14 protein-coding genes are annotated in these 18,298 nt (G+C 72.8%); 11 read left to right on the forward strand and 3 right to left on the reverse strand.

All coding sequences use genetic code 11. The features are described from left to right. Positions 1 to 8 precede the first annotated feature (8 nt). Positions 9 to 557: a PH domain-containing protein gene (locus ACQP2P_RS04560; RefSeq protein WP_350611796.1), complete on the forward strand. Its 549-nt coding sequence runs from the start codon at positions 9 to 11 to the stop codon at positions 555 to 557. 56 nt (positions 558 to 613) lie between these two features. Here the strand turns inward: ACQP2P_RS04560 and ACQP2P_RS04565 are convergent, their stop codons facing one another. After that, the gene (locus tag ACQP2P_RS04565; protein ID WP_433613570.1) at positions 614 to 1,237 is read right to left on the reverse strand and encodes a GtrA family protein; all 624 of its coding nucleotides are present in this window, start codon (positions 1,235 to 1,237) and stop codon (positions 614 to 616) included. A 61-nt stretch (positions 1,238 to 1,298) separates the two neighbouring features. Beyond that, positions 1,299 to 1,817: a GtrA family protein gene (locus ACQP2P_RS04570; RefSeq protein WP_433613572.1), complete on the reverse strand. Its 519-nt coding sequence runs from the start codon at positions 1,815 to 1,817 to the stop codon at positions 1,299 to 1,301. 261 nt (positions 1,818 to 2,078) lie between these two features. On the opposite strand from ACQP2P_RS04570, the gene ACQP2P_RS04575 reads away from it, so the two are divergent. From ACQP2P_RS04575 to ACQP2P_RS04615, 9 genes are all read left to right on the forward strand, one after another. Continuing rightward, the gene (locus ACQP2P_RS04575) at positions 2,079 to 3,905 is read left to right on the forward strand and encodes a phosphoenolpyruvate carboxykinase (GTP) (protein ID WP_433613574.1); all 1,827 of its coding nucleotides are present in this window, start codon (positions 2,079 to 2,081) and stop codon (positions 3,903 to 3,905) included. Positions 3,906 to 4,024: 119 nt separating this feature from the next. Further along, positions 4,025 to 4,795: an isoprenyl transferase gene (locus ACQP2P_RS04580; RefSeq protein WP_433613576.1), complete on the forward strand. Its 771-nt coding sequence runs from the start codon at positions 4,025 to 4,027 to the stop codon at positions 4,793 to 4,795. A gap of 2,294 nt (positions 4,796 to 7,089) precedes the next feature. Beyond that, a complete protein-coding gene (locus ACQP2P_RS04585; protein WP_433613578.1) occupies positions 7,090 to 8,541 on the forward strand; it encodes a PhoH family protein in 1,452 nt (483 codons plus the stop codon). Positions 8,542 to 8,833: 292 nt separating this feature from the next. Continuing rightward, on the forward strand, positions 8,834 to 9,487 hold the full coding sequence (locus ACQP2P_RS04590; protein WP_433613580.1) for a transglycosylase SLT domain-containing protein: 654 nt from the start codon (positions 8,834 to 8,836) through the stop codon (positions 9,485 to 9,487). Positions 9,488 to 9,560: 73 nt separating this feature from the next. Further along, positions 9,561 to 10,220 (forward strand): rhomboid family intramembrane serine protease, encoded by a 660-nt coding sequence (locus ACQP2P_RS04595; RefSeq protein WP_433613582.1) that lies wholly within the window; start codon positions 9,561 to 9,563, stop codon positions 10,218 to 10,220. A 10-nt stretch (positions 10,221 to 10,230) separates the two neighbouring features. Beyond that, positions 10,231 to 11,250 carry an NAD(P)/FAD-dependent oxidoreductase gene (locus ACQP2P_RS04600; protein ID WP_433613584.1) on the forward strand — a complete coding sequence of 340 codons (1,020 nt, stop codon included), beginning with the start codon at positions 10,231 to 10,233 and terminating at the stop codon, positions 11,248 to 11,250. A gap of 738 nt (positions 11,251 to 11,988) precedes the next feature. After that, a complete protein-coding gene (locus tag ACQP2P_RS04605; protein WP_433613586.1) occupies positions 11,989 to 14,526 on the forward strand; it encodes a PAS domain S-box protein in 2,538 nt (845 codons plus the stop codon). Further along, positions 14,523 to 14,936: a response regulator gene (locus ACQP2P_RS04610; RefSeq protein ID WP_433613588.1), complete on the forward strand. Its 414-nt coding sequence runs from the start codon at positions 14,523 to 14,525 to the stop codon at positions 14,934 to 14,936. The genes ACQP2P_RS04605 and ACQP2P_RS04610 overlap by 4 nt, the downstream gene beginning before the upstream one ends. Then, positions 14,933 to 16,420, forward strand: a complete 1,488-nt coding sequence (locus ACQP2P_RS04615; protein WP_433613590.1) for an ATP-binding protein — start codon at positions 14,933 to 14,935, stop codon at positions 16,418 to 16,420. The genes ACQP2P_RS04610 and ACQP2P_RS04615 overlap by 4 nt, the downstream gene beginning before the upstream one ends. Here ACQP2P_RS04615 and ACQP2P_RS04620 read toward each other — a convergent pair. Continuing rightward, positions 16,410 to 16,937, reverse strand: coding sequence for a DUF4245 domain-containing protein (locus tag ACQP2P_RS04620; protein ID WP_433613592.1), 528 nt, complete (start codon positions 16,935 to 16,937; stop codon positions 16,410 to 16,412). The two genes, ACQP2P_RS04615 and ACQP2P_RS04620, sit on opposite strands and share 11 nt — an antisense overlap. A gap of 105 nt (positions 16,938 to 17,042) precedes the next feature. Here ACQP2P_RS04620 and glpX point away from each other — a divergent pair, with 105 nt between their 5' ends. Beyond that, positions 17,043 to 18,029, forward strand: coding sequence for a class II fructose-bisphosphatase (gene glpX, locus ACQP2P_RS04625; RefSeq protein ID WP_433613594.1), 987 nt, complete (start codon positions 17,043 to 17,045; stop codon positions 18,027 to 18,029). Positions 18,030 to 18,298: the final 269 nt, after the last annotated feature.

Here is an 18,298-nt window from a genome sequence, read left to right on the forward strand (position 1 = left end):
GGTTTCGCGTGGGGTTCCCGGAAAGCGTCCTGACCAAGGACGAGCAGGTGGTGCTGCACCTGCACCCCCACTGGAAGGCGTTGTTCCTGCCGGTGGTCTGGTTTGTGCTGGCCGTGGCGGCAGTCGTCGTCCTGGCGATCTTCACGGGCTGGGGCATGATCCCGATGCTCATCGTCTCCGGCGTGGCCCTCGTGCTGGTCCTGGTGGTCACCGTGTGGCCGTGGATCAAGTGGCGGACCACGCACTACGTCTTCACCAACGAGCGGGTGATCATGCGCAGCGGCGTCTTCTCGCGCAGCGGCCGCGACATTCCGATGGGCCGGATCAACGACGTGTCGTTCTCGCACTCGCTGTTCGAGCGGATGCTCGGCTGCGGCACGCTGACCATCGAGTCGGCCGGTGAGCGCGGCCAGGTGCAGCTGACCGACCTGCCGCAGGTGGAGAAGACCCAGAGCATGCTGTACGAGCTGGTCGACTCCGACCGCCAGAAGCACACGTTCGGCGACGACGACCGCGACGCGCTCGTCAAGGAACTGCGGGACGACGCGACCAGCTGAGTTCCGCCCGGCTCCCGGGCCTCGGTCCGGTGCTCAGGCTTGTCTGGTGCCCCCCGTCAGCGCTTCGCGGCGGGGGTCTCCAGGTCGTCGGCCGGCTTGCGGGGCGCGGGCGGGGTGGTCGCGGGGTCGCTGAACGCGGCCTCCAGCGCCTCCATCTGCCGCTCGTCCGGGGCGAGCGCCGCGGTGTCGGAGAAGGCCACCTCGAGCGCCTCGATCTCGCGCTGCTCGGGGCTCGCGGTGAAGACCCACGTGCGGTAGGCCCAGAAGCGGAACGTCGTCGCCAGCAGGATGCCCGCGGCGTTGGCGATGTTGAACGCCAGCCGGTCGTCGGGGTTGGCCTCGCTGAAGTGCAGCCCGTATTTGGCCACCGCCAGGCCCGCCTCCTGGATGAGCAGGCCGACGCCGTTGAGCGCGAAGAAGAGCACGTATTCGCGCCGCGCGCTCCCGCTCTCGCGGTCCTTGTAGGTCCACTGGCGGTTGAGCAGGTAGGACACGATGGTCCCGACGACCACCGCGACGATCTTCGCCTTCAGCGGGCCGATGAACAGCAGGGCGTTGACCAGGATGAAGTCGACGGCCGTGTTGACGCAGCCGACCGCGCCGAACTTGAACAGCTCGGTCGCGAGCGCGTGGTAACGCTCAGGCAGGAAGCGGTCGCGGAGACTGCTGGCGAATCGCACCGGCCAACCTTACGGTAAGCGACCAAACCGCGCGCGGCCGCGAGGCCGACTGCGGGACAGGTCACCCCGCGGTCTCACTCTCCGTCACAGCCGGGCTGCCGGGGGTGGCCTCGGTGTGATCGGGGCGCTTGCGGAACACGATCTGGCGGTAGGACCAGAACCGGAACAGGGTCCCCAGCACGAGCCCGACACCGTTCTTGGCGATGTTGTCGGACAGCTGGCTGGTGAAGCCGAAGACGTAGTGGCTGACGCCCAGGCAGGACAGCGCGATGACCAGGCCGACGAGGTTGAACAGGAAGTAGAGCGCGTATTCGCGGCGCAGGTCGGTGCGGGCCCGGTCGCGCCATGTCCAGAATCGGTTGCCGATGAACGCGCACGTGGCCGCGACCGCCATCGAGATCGTGCCGGCGACCAGCGTGTTGAGCGGACCCCACAGCAGGTTGTAGACGCCGGTGTCGATCAGGAAGGTGATCAGGCCGATCGTGCCGAACTTGCCGGCCTCACGCACCAGGCCCTCGAAGCGCGCGTAGAGCTTCTGGAACATGGTCGGCTGCGGGGTCGTCGACTGCACGTCGGTCACGCAGGACAGGGTAAGGCACGACACCGTTTGCGCAGTAATGCGCGCTGAACGAAAAGTTCGCGCGAATTTCTGCGAGCGGGCTTGAAAACCTTTCGTTCTTGTGCAGGTTTTCACAAGGTCTCGCGATGCCGGGCCAGGTCGGCGGGCCTAGGCTGGGAGAAACCCGCTGGATTTTCACGACGCGCTCGCACCATCGCGCGCCGCGCTTGCGCGCATCCATCGGGCGGATCGAGGTCAATGCCGACCAAGAGGAGTCACCGTATGTCTGCCCCGGTAACAGTGCCCGGCCTGGATCAGGCGCCCACCGCCCACACCCGGCTGCTGGCCTGGGTCCGTGAGGTCGCCGAGCTCACGAGACCCGAACGCGTGGTCTGGTGCGACGGCTCCGAGCGCGAGTGGCGCCGGATGACCGACGAGCTGGTCGAGAGCGGGGCGCTGGTGCGCCTGGACGCCCGGCCGAACTCCTTCTGGGCCCGTACCGACCCCTCCGACGTGGCCCGGGTCGAGGAGCGCACCTTCATCTGCTCCGTCGACGAGGCCGACGCCGGCCCCACGAACAACTGGATGGCGCCGCAGGAGATGAAGCGGCGCATGACGGAGCTGTACGACGGGTGCATGCGGGGGCGGACGATGTACGTCATCCCCTTCTGCATGGGCCCGCTCAGCGCCGAGGACCCGATGTTCGGCGTCGAGCTGACCGACTCGCCGTACGTCGTCGCCTCCATGCGGATCATGACCCGGATGGGCGCCGCGGTGCTGGAGAAGATGGGCACGGAGGCGAACTTCGTGCCGTGCCTGCACTCCGTGGGCGCCCCGCTCGAGGACGGGCAGGCCGACGTGGCGTGGCCGTGCAGCGAGACCAAGTACATCTCGCACTTCCCCGAGACGCGGGAGATCTGGAGCTTCGGCTCCGGCTACGGCGGCAACTCCCTGCTGGGCAAGAAGTGCTACTCGCTGCGCATCGCGAGCGTCATCGGGCGCGACGAGGGCTGGCTCGCCGAGCACATGCTCATCCTCAAGCTCACCAGCCCCGAAGGGGTGGTCAAGTACATCGCCGCGGCGTTCCCCAGCGCGTGCGGCAAGACCAACCTGGCGATGCTGGAGCCCACGATCCCGGGCTGGAAGGTCGAGACGCTCGGCGACGACATCGCCTGGATGCGCTTCGGCGAGGACGGCCGCCTGTACGCGGTCAACCCGGAGTTCGGGCTGTTCGGCGTGGCTCCCGGTACCGACTGGAAGACCAACCCGAACGCCATGCGCACGCTCGCGCGCGGCAACTCGATCTTCACCAACGTGGCGCTCACCGACAGCGGCGACATCTGGTGGGAGGGCATGGGCGAGCCGCCCGCGCACCTCACCGACTGGCGCGGTCACGACTGGACGCCCGACTCGGACGAGCTCTCCTCGCACCCGAACTCCCGCTTCTGCACCCCGATCGCCCAGTGCCCCATCCTGGCGCCCGAATACGACGACCCGCGCGGCGTGCCGATCGACGCGATCCTGTTCGGCGGCCGGCGCAAGACCACGATCCCGCTGGTCACCGAGGCGCGCGACTGGGTGCACGGCGTGTACCTCGGCGCCACGCTGTCGAGCGAGACCACGGCGGCGGCGGTCGGCCAGGTCGGCGTGGTGCGCCGCGACCCGATGGCGATGCTGCCCTTCATCGGGTACAACGCCGGCGACTACTTCGCCCACTGGATCGAGATGGGCAAGGGCGTCGACGGCGACCCGGCCAAGCTGCCCAAGATCTTCTACGTGAACTGGTTCCGCCGCGGTGACGACGGCCGGTTCCTGTGGCCCGGCTTCGGCGAGAACTCGCGGGTGCTCAAGTGGGTCGTCGAGCGCCTCGAGGGCACGGCCGCGGCGGCGGAGACGCCGATCGGCGCGGTCCCGGCGCCCGGCGCGCTCGACGTCACCGGCCTGGACCTGACGGCCGAGGACGTGGCCGCGGCGCTGCGCGTCGACGCGGAGGAGTGGCGCGCGGAGCTGCCGCAGATCCAGGCGTGGTTCGAACGGTTCGGTGAGAAGTTGCCAGGAGTTCTCTGGGCCGAGCTCGACGCCCTCCGGGCCCGCCTCGGCACCGCATAATCGCTGGTGAGCGGCCGGTCCGTCGGGTGACCGGCCGCTTGTAGCTTTACTGAAACGGTACTGTCCGGTGCCCGCCTGACGGTGTTGCTTCGCCCTCGGGGTCGCTAGTCTTCACAGCCGTGGGCCTGCGTGACGTGGTTTATTCGCTGTACGAGAAGCGTCTCGCCCGGCGGCTGCTCGGCAAACCGAAGCCGCACCACGTCGGGGTGATCGTCGACGGCAACCGCCGCTGGGCGCGCGAGATGGGATACGTCGACCCCAACGACGGCCACCGGGTCGGCGCCGAGCGGATCAAGGAGCTCCTCCGCTGGTGCGACGGCGCGGGGGTCAAGCACGTCACCCTCTGGCTGCTGTCCACCGACAACCTCTCGCGCCCGGCCCAGGAGCTCGACCCGCTGCTGCAGATCATCGAGAACCTCGCCGCGGACCTCGCCGACGAGCGCAACCCCTGGCAGCTGCGCATCGTGGGCGCGCTCGACCTGCTGCCCAGCTCCAGCGCCCAGGCCCTCAAGGCGGCCCAGGAGAAGACGATCGACCGCACCGGGGGGGCCCAGGTCTCCCTGGCCGTCGGCTACGGCGGCCGCCGCGAGATCGCCGACGCGGTGCGCTCGCTGCTGCACGAGCACGCGAAGGCCGGCACCACGATCGAGGAGCTCGCCGAGATCCTCGACGTCGACCACATCTCCGACCACCTCTACACCCGCGGGCTGCCCGACCCTGACCTCGTGATCCGGACGTCGGGGGAGCAGCGGCTGTCGGGCTTCCTGCTGTGGCAGAGCGCGCACTCGGAGTTCTACTTCTGCGACGTGCATTGGCCTAGCTTCCGGCGGACGGACTTTCTTCGGGCGCTGCGGTCTTATGCCAATCGTCAGCGGCGTTACGGGGCTTGAGCTCGGGTTTTTTCGATAAGTCGGGCGCTGCGCGCCACGACTTATCGGATTTTTCGCCTGCGGGGCGATAAATCGGTTCTGTCCGTATTTTGCGGTGGGTTGGCGCGCGGGGGCGTGGGTCTCGGGGCTCGAAGGCGGCCGGCTGGGCGCGGTGGGCGGTGGTCGCCGTGCTCAGGGGTGTCGTGCGAAGCACCGGCGGTCGGTCCGGTCGGCGCCTGTGCGTGGCTCGCGGGCGCGGGCGAGCGTCGGTGGCTCCGAGCGCGTCCGTGCGTGGCCGGTCAGCGTGACGAGCGATGATCGGAGTCGAGCGCGCCAGATACGCTCCGCGCCCCCCCGCGCCGTGTGGGCGTCGCGCGCCGCGCCGCCCGGCCCAAACTGCGTCCGCGTGTGACTTGCGGGCGCGGCCGAGCGCTGGGCGGTGCCGAGGGCGGCAAATTTCGCCGCGGGCCCGGGCGCGCACGAGCTGCAGGACGGGCTCGTGCCCCTCGCCTCGTGGACCCCGCATCCCGCGTGACCCGCTGGTCCGCCCCCGGCGCCCCCGTGCTGCGTGGGCGCCGCGCCGCCCGGCCTGAGCGCGTCCGCGCGTGGCCTGTGCGTGAGTGGGCGCCAGGCGGTGCCGAGGGCGGCAAATGTGCCCGTCACCTCGTGAACCCGCATCCCGTGTGACCCGCTGGTCCGCCCCGCGCCCATGGGCTCCGCGCGCTGCCCCCGTCCTGGCCGCGTGCGCGTGTGGCCGGCGAGCGCGGCCGAGCGCTGGGCGGTGTCGAGGGCGGCAAGCGGGTCGCGTCCGCGCGTCCCACCCCACGCCGCGCCGCGCGTCCCACCCCACGCCGCGCCGCGCGTCCCACCCCACGCCGCGCCGCGCGTCCCACCCCACGCCGCGCCGCGCGTCCCACCCCACGCCGCGCCGCGCGCCCGCGCCCGTGGGCTCCGCGCGCTCCACTCGCGCCCCAGCGCGTCCGTGCGTGGCGTGCGAGCGTGGCCGAGTGCGTGGCGGTGCCGGGGGCGTCAAGTGCGCCCCTGTCGCGCCCCGCGCCCCGCGCCGCGCCCCCGCCCCCGCGCCCCCGCCCTCGCCCCGCGCCGCGACGCGCCCGCGCTCCGCCCAGCGCCGCCCCCGCGCCCAGCCCCGCGGACGCGACGCGCCCGCGCCCTGCGTCGCGTCCGCGACCTCCGCGCGTCCCGCGCGTCCGTGTGTGGCGTGCGAGCGTGGCCGAGCGCGTGGCGGTGCCGGGGGCGTCAAGTGCACCCCTGTCGCGCCCCGCGCCCCGCGCCGCGGACGTGCCCCCGCGCCCCCGCGCCGCGCCCCCGCGCCCCCGCGCCGCGCCCCCGCTCCGTGCCCGCGCCCCCGCGCCGCGCCCCCGCTCCGTGCCCGCGCCCGAGCCCGCGCTCCGTGCCCGCGCCCGCGCTCCGTGCCCGCGCCCGCGCTCCGTGCCCGCGCTCCGTGCCCGCGCCCGCGCCCGAGCTCCGGGCCCCCGCCCCGCGCCGCGCCGCGCTCCCCGCCCCCGCTCCCCGCCCCGCGCTCCCCGCCCCCGCTCCCCGCCCCGCCCCCGCTCCCCGCCCCGCGCCCGCGCCCCGCGCCCGCGCCCCGCGCCCGCGCCCCGCGCCCGCGCCCGCGCCCCGCGCCCCGCGCCCGCGCCCCGCGCCCCGCGCCCGCGCCCCGCGCCCCGCGCCCCGCGGACTCCGCGCGTCCCGCGCGCGTCCGTGCGTGGCGTGCGAGCGCGGCCGAGCGCTGGGCGGTGCCGGGCTCGCCGAGTGCACCCCGTGCCCGCGTCCGCGCCCTGCGTCCGCGCGCCCGCCCGCGCCCGCCCGCGCCCGAGCGTGGCCAGCGAGCGCGTCGAGCGCTGGGCGGCGCCGCGAACGCCCAGGTGCGCCCCGCGTGCCCCGCGCTTCGCCCGCGCCTGAGCGCGTCCGCGCGTGGCCTGCGAGCCCGAACGAGCGCTGGGCGGTGCCGAGGGCGTCCGAGCGTGGCCCGCGCCTGTGCGTGGGTATGGGAGCGGCCCCGATCGCGGTGTGAGTGGTGACGCACAAACGGGCCGGTGTGCCGTGACTGTCCGTCACGGCCCGTGCACCTGGTGTTTGTCGGGTGTTTGGACCTGATCGGCTGGGAATCGGCTGCGCGATCTAGTGGATTTTGCAACTACCGGATAGCGTCATTGCTGTGGCGGGGGTTTTCCCCGGCATCCGAGGCCCGGACCGAGCGAACGCATGTGAAGCCACGGGGCCAAGCACCCGACCCCGTGCGGGCGTCGGAGGACGCGAGTGCGGGCGGCGAGGTGCCCGTCCCCGGAGATCCCGTGACCGTTCGCCGTAGTCCCTCAGCATCCTCCTCGACCTCCGCGGAGCCGGCGCCAGCCCAGGCCGCAACCGGGCCATCGAGCAAGGCGACGCCGCCCGTCAAGGCCGTCCGGCGCACCCGGAAGAAGGCCGAGGAGAACCCGGTCCCCGTTCCCACCCGGCGCACCTTCGTGCTGGACACCTCCGTGCTGCTGTCCGATCCGGGCGCGTTCCTGCGCTTCGGCGAGCACGACGTCGTCCTGCCGCTGGTCGTCATCTCCGAGTTGGAGGGCAAGCGGCACCACCCCGAGCTGGGCTACTTCGCGCGGCGCTCGCTGCGCTTCCTGGACGAGCTGCGGGCCAAGCACGGCCGGCTGGACGAGCCGCTGCCGCTGACCGACGCCGGGGGCACCCTGCGGGTCGAGCTCAACCACGCCGACCAGCACGTGCTGCCGGCCGGGTTCCGGGCCGACACCGACGACGCCCGCATTCTCGCCGTGGCGCTCGCGCTGCAGGCCGAGGGCAAGGACGTCCTGCTGGTCACGAAGGACATGCCGCTGCGGGTCAAGGCCGGCTCGGTGGGCCTGGCCGCGGACGAGTACCAGCCGGGACCGGCCGCCGATCACAGCTGGACCGGCATGGTCGAGCTGGGCATCAGCGAGGCCGAGGTCAAGCAGCTGTACGCCGGGGAGGCCGTCGACCTCGACGGCGCCGGGGACCTGCCGGTGCACACCGGGCTCGTGCTCACCTCGCAGAACGGGTCCGCCCTGGGCCGCGTGGGGGCCGACAAGTCGGTGCGGCTGGTGCGGGGCGACCGCGAGGCGTTCGGCGTGCGCGGGCGCTCGGCGGAGCAGCGGGTGGCGCTGGATCTGCTGCTCGACGACTCCATCGGCATCGTCTCCCTCGGCGGGCGGGCCGGCACCGGCAAGTCGGCGCTGGCGCTCTGCGCGGGGCTCGAGGCGGTCATGGAGCGGCGTAAGCACAAGAAGGTCATCGTGTTCCGGCCGCTGTACGCCGTCGGCGGCCAGGAGCTGGGCTACCTGCCCGGCAGCGAGGCCGAGAAGATGTCGCCCTGGGCGCAGGCCGTCTTCGACACCCTGGGCGCGCTGGTGCACGACAACGTGATGGAGGAGGTCGCGGGGCGGGGCATGCTCGAGGTTCTGCCGCTGACCCACATCCGGGGCCGCAGCCTGCACGACGCGTTCGTGATCGTCGACGAGGCCCAGTCCCTCGAACGAGGGGTTCTGCTCACCGTACTGTCCCGCATCGGCATGAATTCGCGGGTGGTCCTCACCCACGATGTCGCTCAGCGTGACAACCTCCGCGTCGGCCGGCACGACGGTATCGCCGCGGTGATCGAGGCGCTGAAGGGCCATCCTCTCTTCGCACACGTCACCCTCACCCGTTCGGAGCGTTCTCCGATCGCCGAAGTGGTCACGGATCTGCTGGAAGACCTGCCGTTCGAGCGCTGATCGTCGGCGGCCGCGAGTCGGACTTGAGGACAACCGCCCGAATTGCGGCGTGATTAGGGTCACAGAAGGTAGCGTTCGGGTTCTCACCCTCGATTGCGCTGGGCGATGGTGGGTCTCGAGCGCGTGACGCCACGCAAGTGGGCATCAGGCGCTCACGGTGCGTATGGGTCCGGATGGTGGGTAACACCCCGTCCGGACCCGCTCCCCGCGAGGAGCGGGCGCCGCTTCCTGTCCCCGACGAATGGATGACCCTGTGATCCGGCTGTGGCACCGGGTCGGCACCATCCGAGCCGTGTTCGCTCTCGTGATCCTCGCGGGTCTCGTCGGCGGCCTCGTGATTGCCGGCCTGACCCAGCACGACGACGACTCGGCCAGCGCCGTCAAGGCCGCCGATGCCGCCGCGTTCCCCGTCTCCTCGTCCTCCGCCACGCCGTCCGCGTCGCGCTCGCCGAGCAGCGCCGCCGAGGCCGACGCCCTGGCCAAGGCCAAGGCCGCCGCCGAGGAGGCGTCCGCCCAGGCCAAGGCCGCCGACGACGCGGCGCGCAAGAAGGCCGAGGAGGAGGCGAGCCGCAACAAGGCCCGCGCCACCACGCCGCCACCGACCAACTCGGCGCCGAAGTACCCGGTGCCGCCCTCCTGCGACGTGTACTCGGGCAACAAGAAGACCGGCTGCGCCGTCCTCATCGGCATGGGCTTCGGGCTCGACCAGATGCCGTGCCTGGAGAAGCTGTGGGACAAGGAGAGCGGCTGGAACGCCAAGGCGGCGAACCCCAGCGGGGCGTACGGCATCCCGCAGGCGCTCCCGGGCAGCAAGATGTCCTCCGCCGGGGCCGACTGGAAGACGAACCCCGAGACGCAGATCCGCTGGGGGCTCGGCTACATCAAGGGCAAGTACCAGACGCCCTGTGGTGCCTGGAACTACTGGAACAACCACCACTCGTACTGAGACTTTCGCTCGCCGGCGCCGTCACACCTCGCTCGTGTGGCGGCGCTGGCGCGTCTCTGCTACCACTTTGGGCGTGTCGAGCGACATCGAGCGGCAGGCCGACCCGACCCGGTTCGGGACCGAGGCCTTCTACGCCTCCATCGGGCGGGCCTTCGTAGCCATGTGCGCGTTCGTGCCGGTGCTGTTCCTCATCGAGTTCTTCGACGGGCTCAGCGGGCACCGGCTCGACCAGGAGGGCGGTATCCGCCCGCACCACATCGACGGGCTGGACGGGATCGTCTTCGCGCCGTTCCTGCACGCCAGCTTCGACCACGTGCTGGGCAACAGCATCCCGCTGATCCTGCTGGGCACCTTCGTGCTCGCCGACGGGGGCGCCCGGTTCTGGCTCACGACCGCCTTCATCGCGATCGTCGCCGGGGTCGGGGTCTGGTTCCTCGGGGACGCCAACACCGTCGTGGTCGGGGCCAGCGGCGTCATCTTCGGGTACCTCGGCGTCATCCTCATGCGCGGCGTCGTCGGCCGGCGGCTGTGGTACATCGGCGTCGGCCTGCTCGTCGGGCTCCTCTACGGCTGGCAGCTCTTCGGCGTGCTCCCGGGCGACCCGGACGTGTCGTGGCAGGGCCACCTGTGCGGGTTCCTGGCCGGGCTGGTCGCCGCGATCCTGTTCCGCCGGCGCCGCCCGCGCCCGGTCGAGCACGCCGATCCCCTATCCCTGGGCCCGGAGCTGTCGTAGCGTCCCACCCATGCGAGAAGCCGTCGCGGGCCCATCGGGCCCCGACCCACAAGGCCTGGGTCGCCGTACTGTCGACCTCGCCATCGTCGGCGCGGGACCGGCCGGATTGTTCGCCGCCTACTACGCGGGCTTCCGCGGGCTGTCCACCGCCGTCATCGACGCGCTGCCGGAGCCCGGCGGGCAGATCACGGCGATGTACCCGGAGAAAATGATCTTCGACGTGGCCGGGTTCCCGGGCATCCGCGGCCGCGACCTGGTGGCGAACCTGGTCGAGCAGGCGGCACAGTTCAACCCCGAGTACTTCCTGGGAGTCCGGGCCGACACGCTGTCCTATGTGGACGAGCGCCCGATGCTCGGGCTGTCCTCGGGGGAGTCGCTGGCCTGCGGGGCGGTCCTCATCACCGGCGGCCTGGGCAGCTTCACCGCGCGCCCGCTCCCGGCGGCCGAGGGCTTCTCCGGCGAGGGTCTGCTGTTTTTCGTACCGCACCTGGCCGACCTCGCCGGGCACGACGTCGTGATCGTGGGCGGCGGCGACTCGGCCTTCGACTGGGCGCTCGCCCTGCAGCCGATCGCCCGCTCGGTCACCCTGGTGCACCGGCGCGACAAGTTCCGCGCACACGCCTCGACCGTCTCCCGGGTGCAGTCGCTGCCCATCGAGATCGTGACCAACGCCGAGGTGACCCGGCTGCGCGGGGACGCCCGCGTCACCGGGGTCGACGTCACCGTGCGCGGCGGCGAGGAGCGCACGCTGCCGGCCGACACCGTGGTGGCCGCGCTCGGGTTCACCGCCGACCTCGGCCCGCTCGCCGACTGGGGGCTGGAGCTGTCCAAGCGGCACATCCGCGTGGACAGCGCGACGGCGACGAACCTGCCTCGGGTCTTCGCGGCCGGGGACATCAGCGAGTACACCGGGAAGGTCCGCCTCATCGCCGTGGGCTTCGGCGAGGCGGCGACCGCGGTGAACAACGCCGCCGTGATCATCGATCCGGCCGCGCACCTGTTCCCCGGCCACTCGTCCGACAACGGCTGATCCGCACCGGGGCTCCATCTGCGGCGGTGCGCCGCAGATGCCCGACCTTCGGCACGCCCCGCATATGCGCGTGCCGCTGGCAACGCGCGCCTCGGCACCGCGGTCGCTTCCGGGGCCGTGCGCGCCGGACCCGTGGCGCTGCGGCCGGCGACAACGGCTGATCCGCACCGGCGCTCCATCTGCGGCGGTGCGCCGCAGATGCCCGACTTTCGGCACGCCCCGCATATGTGCGGGCCGCTGGCAACGCGCGCCTCGGCACCGCGGTCGCTTCCGGGACCGCGTGCGCCGGACCCGTGGCCGTTGCGGCCGTGCGCCGGACCCGTGGCCGTTGCGGCCGGGCGCTCGCCACCGCCGTCGCGCCACAACTCATCCACCGTCGCGCCGCCGCTCACCCCGCCGTCGTCGCGCCGCCGCTCATCGCGCTACCGCCGTCGCGGCGCGACTCATCGTGCCGTCACCCGCCCGTCGCGCCAGCCCCGGCGCGATGGGCGTCGAACTGTCTGACGCCGGCACCGCCCTGGCGTTGGGTGCGGTCGGCGCGGCGGTAACGGCGAATGCAAGGGGCAAGGGCGCTGATATGCGCGAATACCCCGTCAGGCGAAAAATCCGATATGTCGGCCGGTTCGGCCGCGAAGCGGCCGACATATCGGCGCACCACCCGACCGGCTCGGACGCGGGCGCACACCGCAACGGCAACTCCTCAACCGCCGGAGCGCACCGCCGATGGGACAAGGCGTGGTGGGCGTCCGCTTGCAGGTCCTCGGCGTGGTGCTCCTCGGCCTGCTGGTGTCCGGCGGCGCGGGGCTGCTCATGCACCGCGTCGAGCGCGACGGTGCCGACCAGGCCCTCGACCGGCGCGCCGCCGCCGCCCAGGAGGCGGTCGCGTCGGCGACGCAGCGGTACGTCGACGCCCTCCAGCTCGCCGCCGGCGCGCTCGAGGCGCTGCCCGCGCTGGACGCCGGCGCCTTCAGCACCGCGACCGAGCCGCTCGGCCGGCTGTGGCTGCCCGGCGCCACGGGCGTCGACTACGTGGTGGCGGTGCCCGACGCCGGCGTCGCCGCGGCTCAGGCCGCCTGGCGCGAGCGCGGGGTGCCGGAGCTGAACCTCGCGCCGGCCCCGGGCACCAGCGTGCACTACTTCGCCGTGCTCGCCCGCCCGCTCGACGTGCGCCGGACGGGCGGGCCGGGGCCGGGGCGCGACCTGGCCGCGACCCCGCAGGCGGGCGCCGCGGTCGAGCGGGCCGGGAAGACCGGGCTGCCGGCGGCGTCCGAGCCGTACGTCGCGCTGCGGGACGCGTCCAGCTCCGCCGACCCGCAGCCGCAGACCGTCGCGCTCGTGCAGCGGGTGGTCGAGCGGCGCACCGGGGCCCTGCGCGGGTACCTCCAGCTGACCGTCCGCGTCCAGGACTTCTTCGGCGACACCATGCTCCAGCCCGCGCGCGAGCTGCTCGACGTGAGCCTCGCCGCGTACGCCGGGACCGAGCTACGCACCATCGCCGTCCTGCGCCGCCCGTCCGGCCGGGTCGCCGATCTGCGCCGCACCGTCGACGTGCAGGTCGCCGACCGGCAGTGGCGGCTGCGGGTGGCCGCCGACTCCGGCGCGCTCGTCGGGGCGGGCGGCCACCTCGACGAGGGCATGTTCTTCGGCGGGGCCGCGCTCACGCTCGTCACGGCGCTGCTGGTGTACACCCTCGCGACGTCCCGCCGCCGGGCCGAGGAGCGCGTCGAGGAGGCCACGGGTGAGCTGCGGGTCGCGGGGGCCACGGCCCGCTCGCAGGCGACGCTGCTCGGCGCCGTGATGGACACGATCGCCGACGGCGTGGCGGTGATGGACGGGGAGGGGCGCGCGGCCTGGCTGAACCCGACCGCGCGGGCGATCCTCGGCCCCGACGCGTCGCAGGCGTCCGCGTCGCAGTGGCCGGAGCTGCTGGACATGCGCGAGGCCGACGGGGTCACGCGGTACCAGAACCGCTCGCCCGGGCCGGCGGGGACCGAGACGCTCGTCGAGTGCGTGATGGCCGGGCGACGCATCGAGGTGCGCGTCCGCGCGCTGGTCTACGACGGTGAGGCCCCCGGCGCCGTGGCGGTCATGCGCGACATCACCGACCGGCACGCGGCCGAGGAGCAGCTGCGCTCCTCCGAGGAGCTGCTGCAGCTGCTGCTGGACGGGGCCCGGGACTACGCCATCTACATGCTCGACCCGGACGGGCGGATCGTCAGCTGGTCGGGCAATGCCGAGCGCCTCAACGGGTACCGCAGCGAAGACATCATCGGCGAGGACTATGCGCGGCTGTTCACCCCCGAGGACGGCGCGGCCGGGCGGCCCGGGGCCCTGCTGCGCCAGGCCCGCGGGACCGGCCGGGCCGAGATCGACGGGCCGCGGGTGCGCAAGGACGGCACCCGCTTCTGGGTGCAGGGGCAGCTCACCGCGGTGCGCGACCCGGACGGCGCGGTGCGCGGGTTCGTCAACGTGAGCCAGGACGTGACCGCCCGCAAGCAGGCCGATGAGGTCATCGAGCGGCTCAACGCGGACCTGGAGCGGCGTGTCGCCGAGCGCACGGCCGACCTGCGCGAGGCCAACGACGAGCTGGAGGCGTTCTCGTACAGCGTGTCGCACGACCTGCGGGCCCCGCTGCGGGCCGTCGACGGGTTCGCCAAGATGCTCGCGCTCGACCACGGGGAGGTGCTGGACGAGCAGGGGCGGCGCTACGTCGGGCGGATCCGGGCCGGCGCGCAGCAGATGGGCGAGCTCATCGACGGGCTGCTGGCCTTCTCCCGGCTGCAGCGCCAGGAGATGGCCAACTCCCGCGTCCGCCTCGCCGACCTCGTCGCCGAGGTGTGGGACGAGCTCGCGGTCGAGCGCGGCGAGCGCTCCGTCGAGCTCGTCGTCGGCGAGCTGCCGGACGCGCTCGGCGACCCGCGGCTCATCCGGCACGTGGTGGCGAACCTGCTCGGCAACGCGGTGAAGTACACCCGCGATGCCGACCCGGCCCGCGTCGAGGTCGGGCACCGGGTGACGGCCGCGGGTGAGGCGACCTACTTCGTCCGGGACAACGGGGCGGGGTTCGACATGCGCTACGCCGGCAAGCTCTTCAAGGTCTTCCAGCGGCTGCACCGGGCGGAGGAGTACGAGGGCACGGGCATCGGTCTGGCCCTCGCGCACCGCATCGTGCACCGCCACGGCGGCCAGATCTGGGCCGACGCCGCGCCGGGGGAGGGGGCCACGTTCTACTTCACCCTGCCCGCGTACGTCCCGGCCCTGGAGACCGTCTCGTGAACCGGGTGCTGCTGGTCGAGGACAACCCGGACGACCTGGAGCTGGCGCTGCTGGCCCTCGGCCGCGGCACCTTGACCACCGCCGTCGACGTGGCCCGCGACGGCGCCGAGGCGCTGGACTACCTGTTCACCCGGCGGCCCGAGCCGCCCCAGGTCGTGCTGCTGGACATCAAGCTGCCGCTGGTCGACGGCATCGACGTGCTGCGGCGGGTCAAGTCCGACCCAAGCACCCGGCACATCCCCGTCGTCATGCTCACCTCGTCGGCCCAGGATCGCGACCTGCACGCCTGCTACGAGCTCGGCGCGAACAGCTACATCGTCAAGCCCGTCGACATGGAGCGGTTCCTGGCCGCGATGAACAACATCGGCGCCTACTGGCTGGGCCTCAACCTCACGGACCCGCAGACATGAAGATTCTCCTGCTCGAGGACAACCTCGACGACGCGGACCTGCTGGTGCTGGAGCTGCGCCGGGCCGGCTTCGAGCCCGCCTGCCGCCGGGTCGACGCCCGTGAGGACTTCCGCGCCGCGCTGCACGACCCCGCCGGGCGGCCCGACATCATCCTGGCCGACTACTCCCTGCCGCAGTTCAACGCGCTCGAGGCGCTGGCGATGCTGGGCTCGGACGGCCTCGACATCCCGGTCATCGTCGTCAGCGGCGCGCTGAGCGAGGAGGCGTGCGTCGACGCGCTGCGCCACGGCGCCGTGGACTACCTGCTCAAGGACCGGCTGAGCCGGCTCGGCTCGGCGGTCGAGCACGCCCTGTCGCAGCGGCGCCTGCTCGCCGACCGGCACCGGGCCGAGCGCACCTTCCGGGCGGCGTTCGACCACGCGCCGGTCGGCATGGCCGTCACCGATCTCACCGGCCGGGTGCTGCAGGTCAACCAGGCGCTCTCCCGGATGACCGGGATCGAGCCGGGCGCGTTCCTGCCCGGCCTGATCTGCGAGGAGGACCGGCCGCTGGTCGAGGAGCGGCTCAAGCGGCTCGTCGCGGGCGAGGCCGACGAGGTGACCAGGGAGCTGCGGCTGTGCCGGGCCGACGGGTCACTGGTGTGGGGGCAGTACTCGGCCTCGCTCATCGGCGGCGGCGAGGCCGGCGTGGTGCACCAGATCGCCGACGTCAGCGACCGGCACCGGGCCGAGGAGGCGCTGCAGCGGCAGGCCGAGAAGCTGGCCCGGACCAACAGCGACCTGCAGGAGCTCGACCGGCTCAAGAGCGAGTTCGTGGCGACGGTCTCGCACGAGCTGCGCACGCCCCTGACGTCGATTCGCGGCTACACCGAGATCCTGGCCGACAGCGACGCCACCGCGCTCGGGCCGACCGAGCGGCGGATCGTGGGGATCATCGACCGCAACGGCCGCCGCCTGCTCGACCTGATCGAGGACCTGCTCACGTTCTCGCGCATCGAGTCGGGGACGCTCACCCTCGACCTGGGCCCGGTGCGCCTGCGCGGGCTGGTCGACGCGGCCTGCGAGGCGATCCGGCCGGCCATGGAGACGGCGGGGCTGCGGCTCACCGTGGACGTGGACGAGCACATCCCGCTCGTGCAGGGCGACGGGGAGCAGCTGGAGCGGGTCGTACTCAACCTGCTCGACAACGCCGTCAAGTTCTCGGACCCGTCGGGCAGCGTGACCGTCACCGGCCGCGAGCGCGACGGCGAGGTCGTGCTCTGGGTGCGCGACACCGGCGGCGGCATCCCCGAGGCCGAGCAGGGGATGATCTTCCAGCGCTTCTTCCGTACCGCGGACGCGCAGCGCCGGGCGATCAAGGGCAGCGGGCTCGGGCTGGCCATCTCGAAGGCCATCGTGGAGGCGCACGGCGGGTGGATCGCCCTCGAGTCGACCGAGGGCAGCGGCACGACGGTCGGCTTCGGGCTGCCGCTGCCTACGCTCTGAGGCGGGTGGCCAGGTCCGCCAGCTGGCTCTCCTTGGCCTGGCCCACGATGATCACCGTGCGGTTCGCGGTGCTCTGCACGATCGCGCGCTCACCCGGGCGGCCCTGGGACAGTCGGTGCCACTGGAGGCCGGCGATGCTCGTCTCCCCGTCGTCGTGCGGGTTCGGCCCGACGACGGCCGGGACCAGTACCGAGGCCGGATCGGCGCTCTCGACGAGCTGCATGGCGCCGTTGTCCGGCGCGGTGATGCCGACGCGCAGGACGCCGCCGGTGAACGTCGCCGAGGCGATCCGCCACCCGTCGGGCAGCTGCTCGGGCTTGAGCGCCTGGAACTTGCCCGCACGCTGCACCGAGCCGTAGACCTCGGTGGTGTCGACGGCGGGCGGGGTCTCGTGGCCGAGATACCGGTAGAAGGCCACGATGAGGAACACCGGCACGATCAGCACCAGCATCGACAGCGCCATGTCCCGCGGCCGGCGGGCCTTGGTCGCCCGGGGCTGCTCGGTCGTACTTGCCACGTGACCATCTTGACAGGTCATGCGGACCGGATCGCTGCGAGGATGGTTGGTGGTGAACGTTGTTCTGAACACACACCCACGCAACGACGCGCGAGGAGTGCACGAATGAGTCGTGAGATGGACCGGAACCTGGCCCTCGACCTCGTCCGGGTCACGGAGGCGGCGGCGATGGCCGCGGGCCGCTGGGTCGGGCGGGGCGACAAGAACGGCGGCGACGGCGCGGCCGTCGACGCGATGCGCCTGCTGATCAACTCGCTGCCCATGCGTGGCACGGTGGTGATCGGCGAGGGCGAGAAGGACAACGCGCCCATGCTCTACAACGGCGAGAGCGTGGGCGACGGCACCGGCCCGGAAGTGGACGTGGCGGTCGACCCGGTCGACGGCACCACGCTCATGAGCAAGGGCATGCCCAACGCCCTCGCCGTGCTCGCGGTGGCCGAGCGGGGCGCCATGTTCGACCCGTCCGCAGTGTTCTACATGGAGAAGCTGGCCGTCGGCCCCGACTGCGCGGACGTCGTGGACATCGAGGCCGGCGTCGAGGAGAACCTGCGCCGCATCGCCCGGGTGAAGCGCTCGAGCGTCTCGGAGCTGACGGTCTGCATCCTGGACCGGCCCCGGCACCAGGAGCTCGTGCAGCAGGTGCGCGCGACCGGCGCCCGCATCCGCTTCATCTCCGACGGCGACATCGCGGGGGCGATCAGCGCGGCCCGCGAGAACAGCGAGACCGACGTGCTCATGGGCATCGGCGGGACGCCGGAGGGGATCGTGGCGGCGGTCGCGCTCAAGTGCATGGGCGGGGCCATCCAGGCGAAGCTCTGGCCGCGCGACGACGCCGAGCGCGAGAAGGCCCTGGCCGCGGGGCACGATCTCTCGCGCGTGCTGCGCACCGACGACCTGGTCAGCGGGGACAACATGTTCTTCTGCGCGACCGGGGTGACGAGCGGGGACCTGCTCAAGGGGGTCCGGTACCGCTCCGGCGGCGCCTACACCCAGTCGATCGTGATGCGGTCGCGCTCGGGGACGATCCGGTGGATCGACTCGTTCCATCGGCTGGAGAAGCTGCGGGCCTACTCGCTGGTCGACTTCTCCTAGCCGGCTCATGGGGGCGCCTCGATCGCTGTCGAGGCGCCCTCGCGCGAAATGTCGGGCGCTACGCGCCGCGACATTTCGGATTTATGCCCCGGCGGGCGACAAGTCCGATATCACGGCCTGGGAGCGAGGGTCAGTCGGCGGTCCCTGTCGTGTCGGGGGGTGAGGTGCCCGTGGTGCTGCGGATGATGTGCGCGCACCGGGGCAGGGTGACCCGCGGCGCTGATCCTGGGCCGCCTCCGACGACGTGATCCGGGGACAAGCCCGGACGG

It is taken from the genome of Dactylosporangium sp. CA-139114, from assembly GCF_050955725.1.
In the GTDB taxonomy this organism is placed as follows: domain Bacteria; phylum Actinomycetota; class Actinomycetes; order Mycobacteriales; family Micromonosporaceae; genus Dactylosporangium.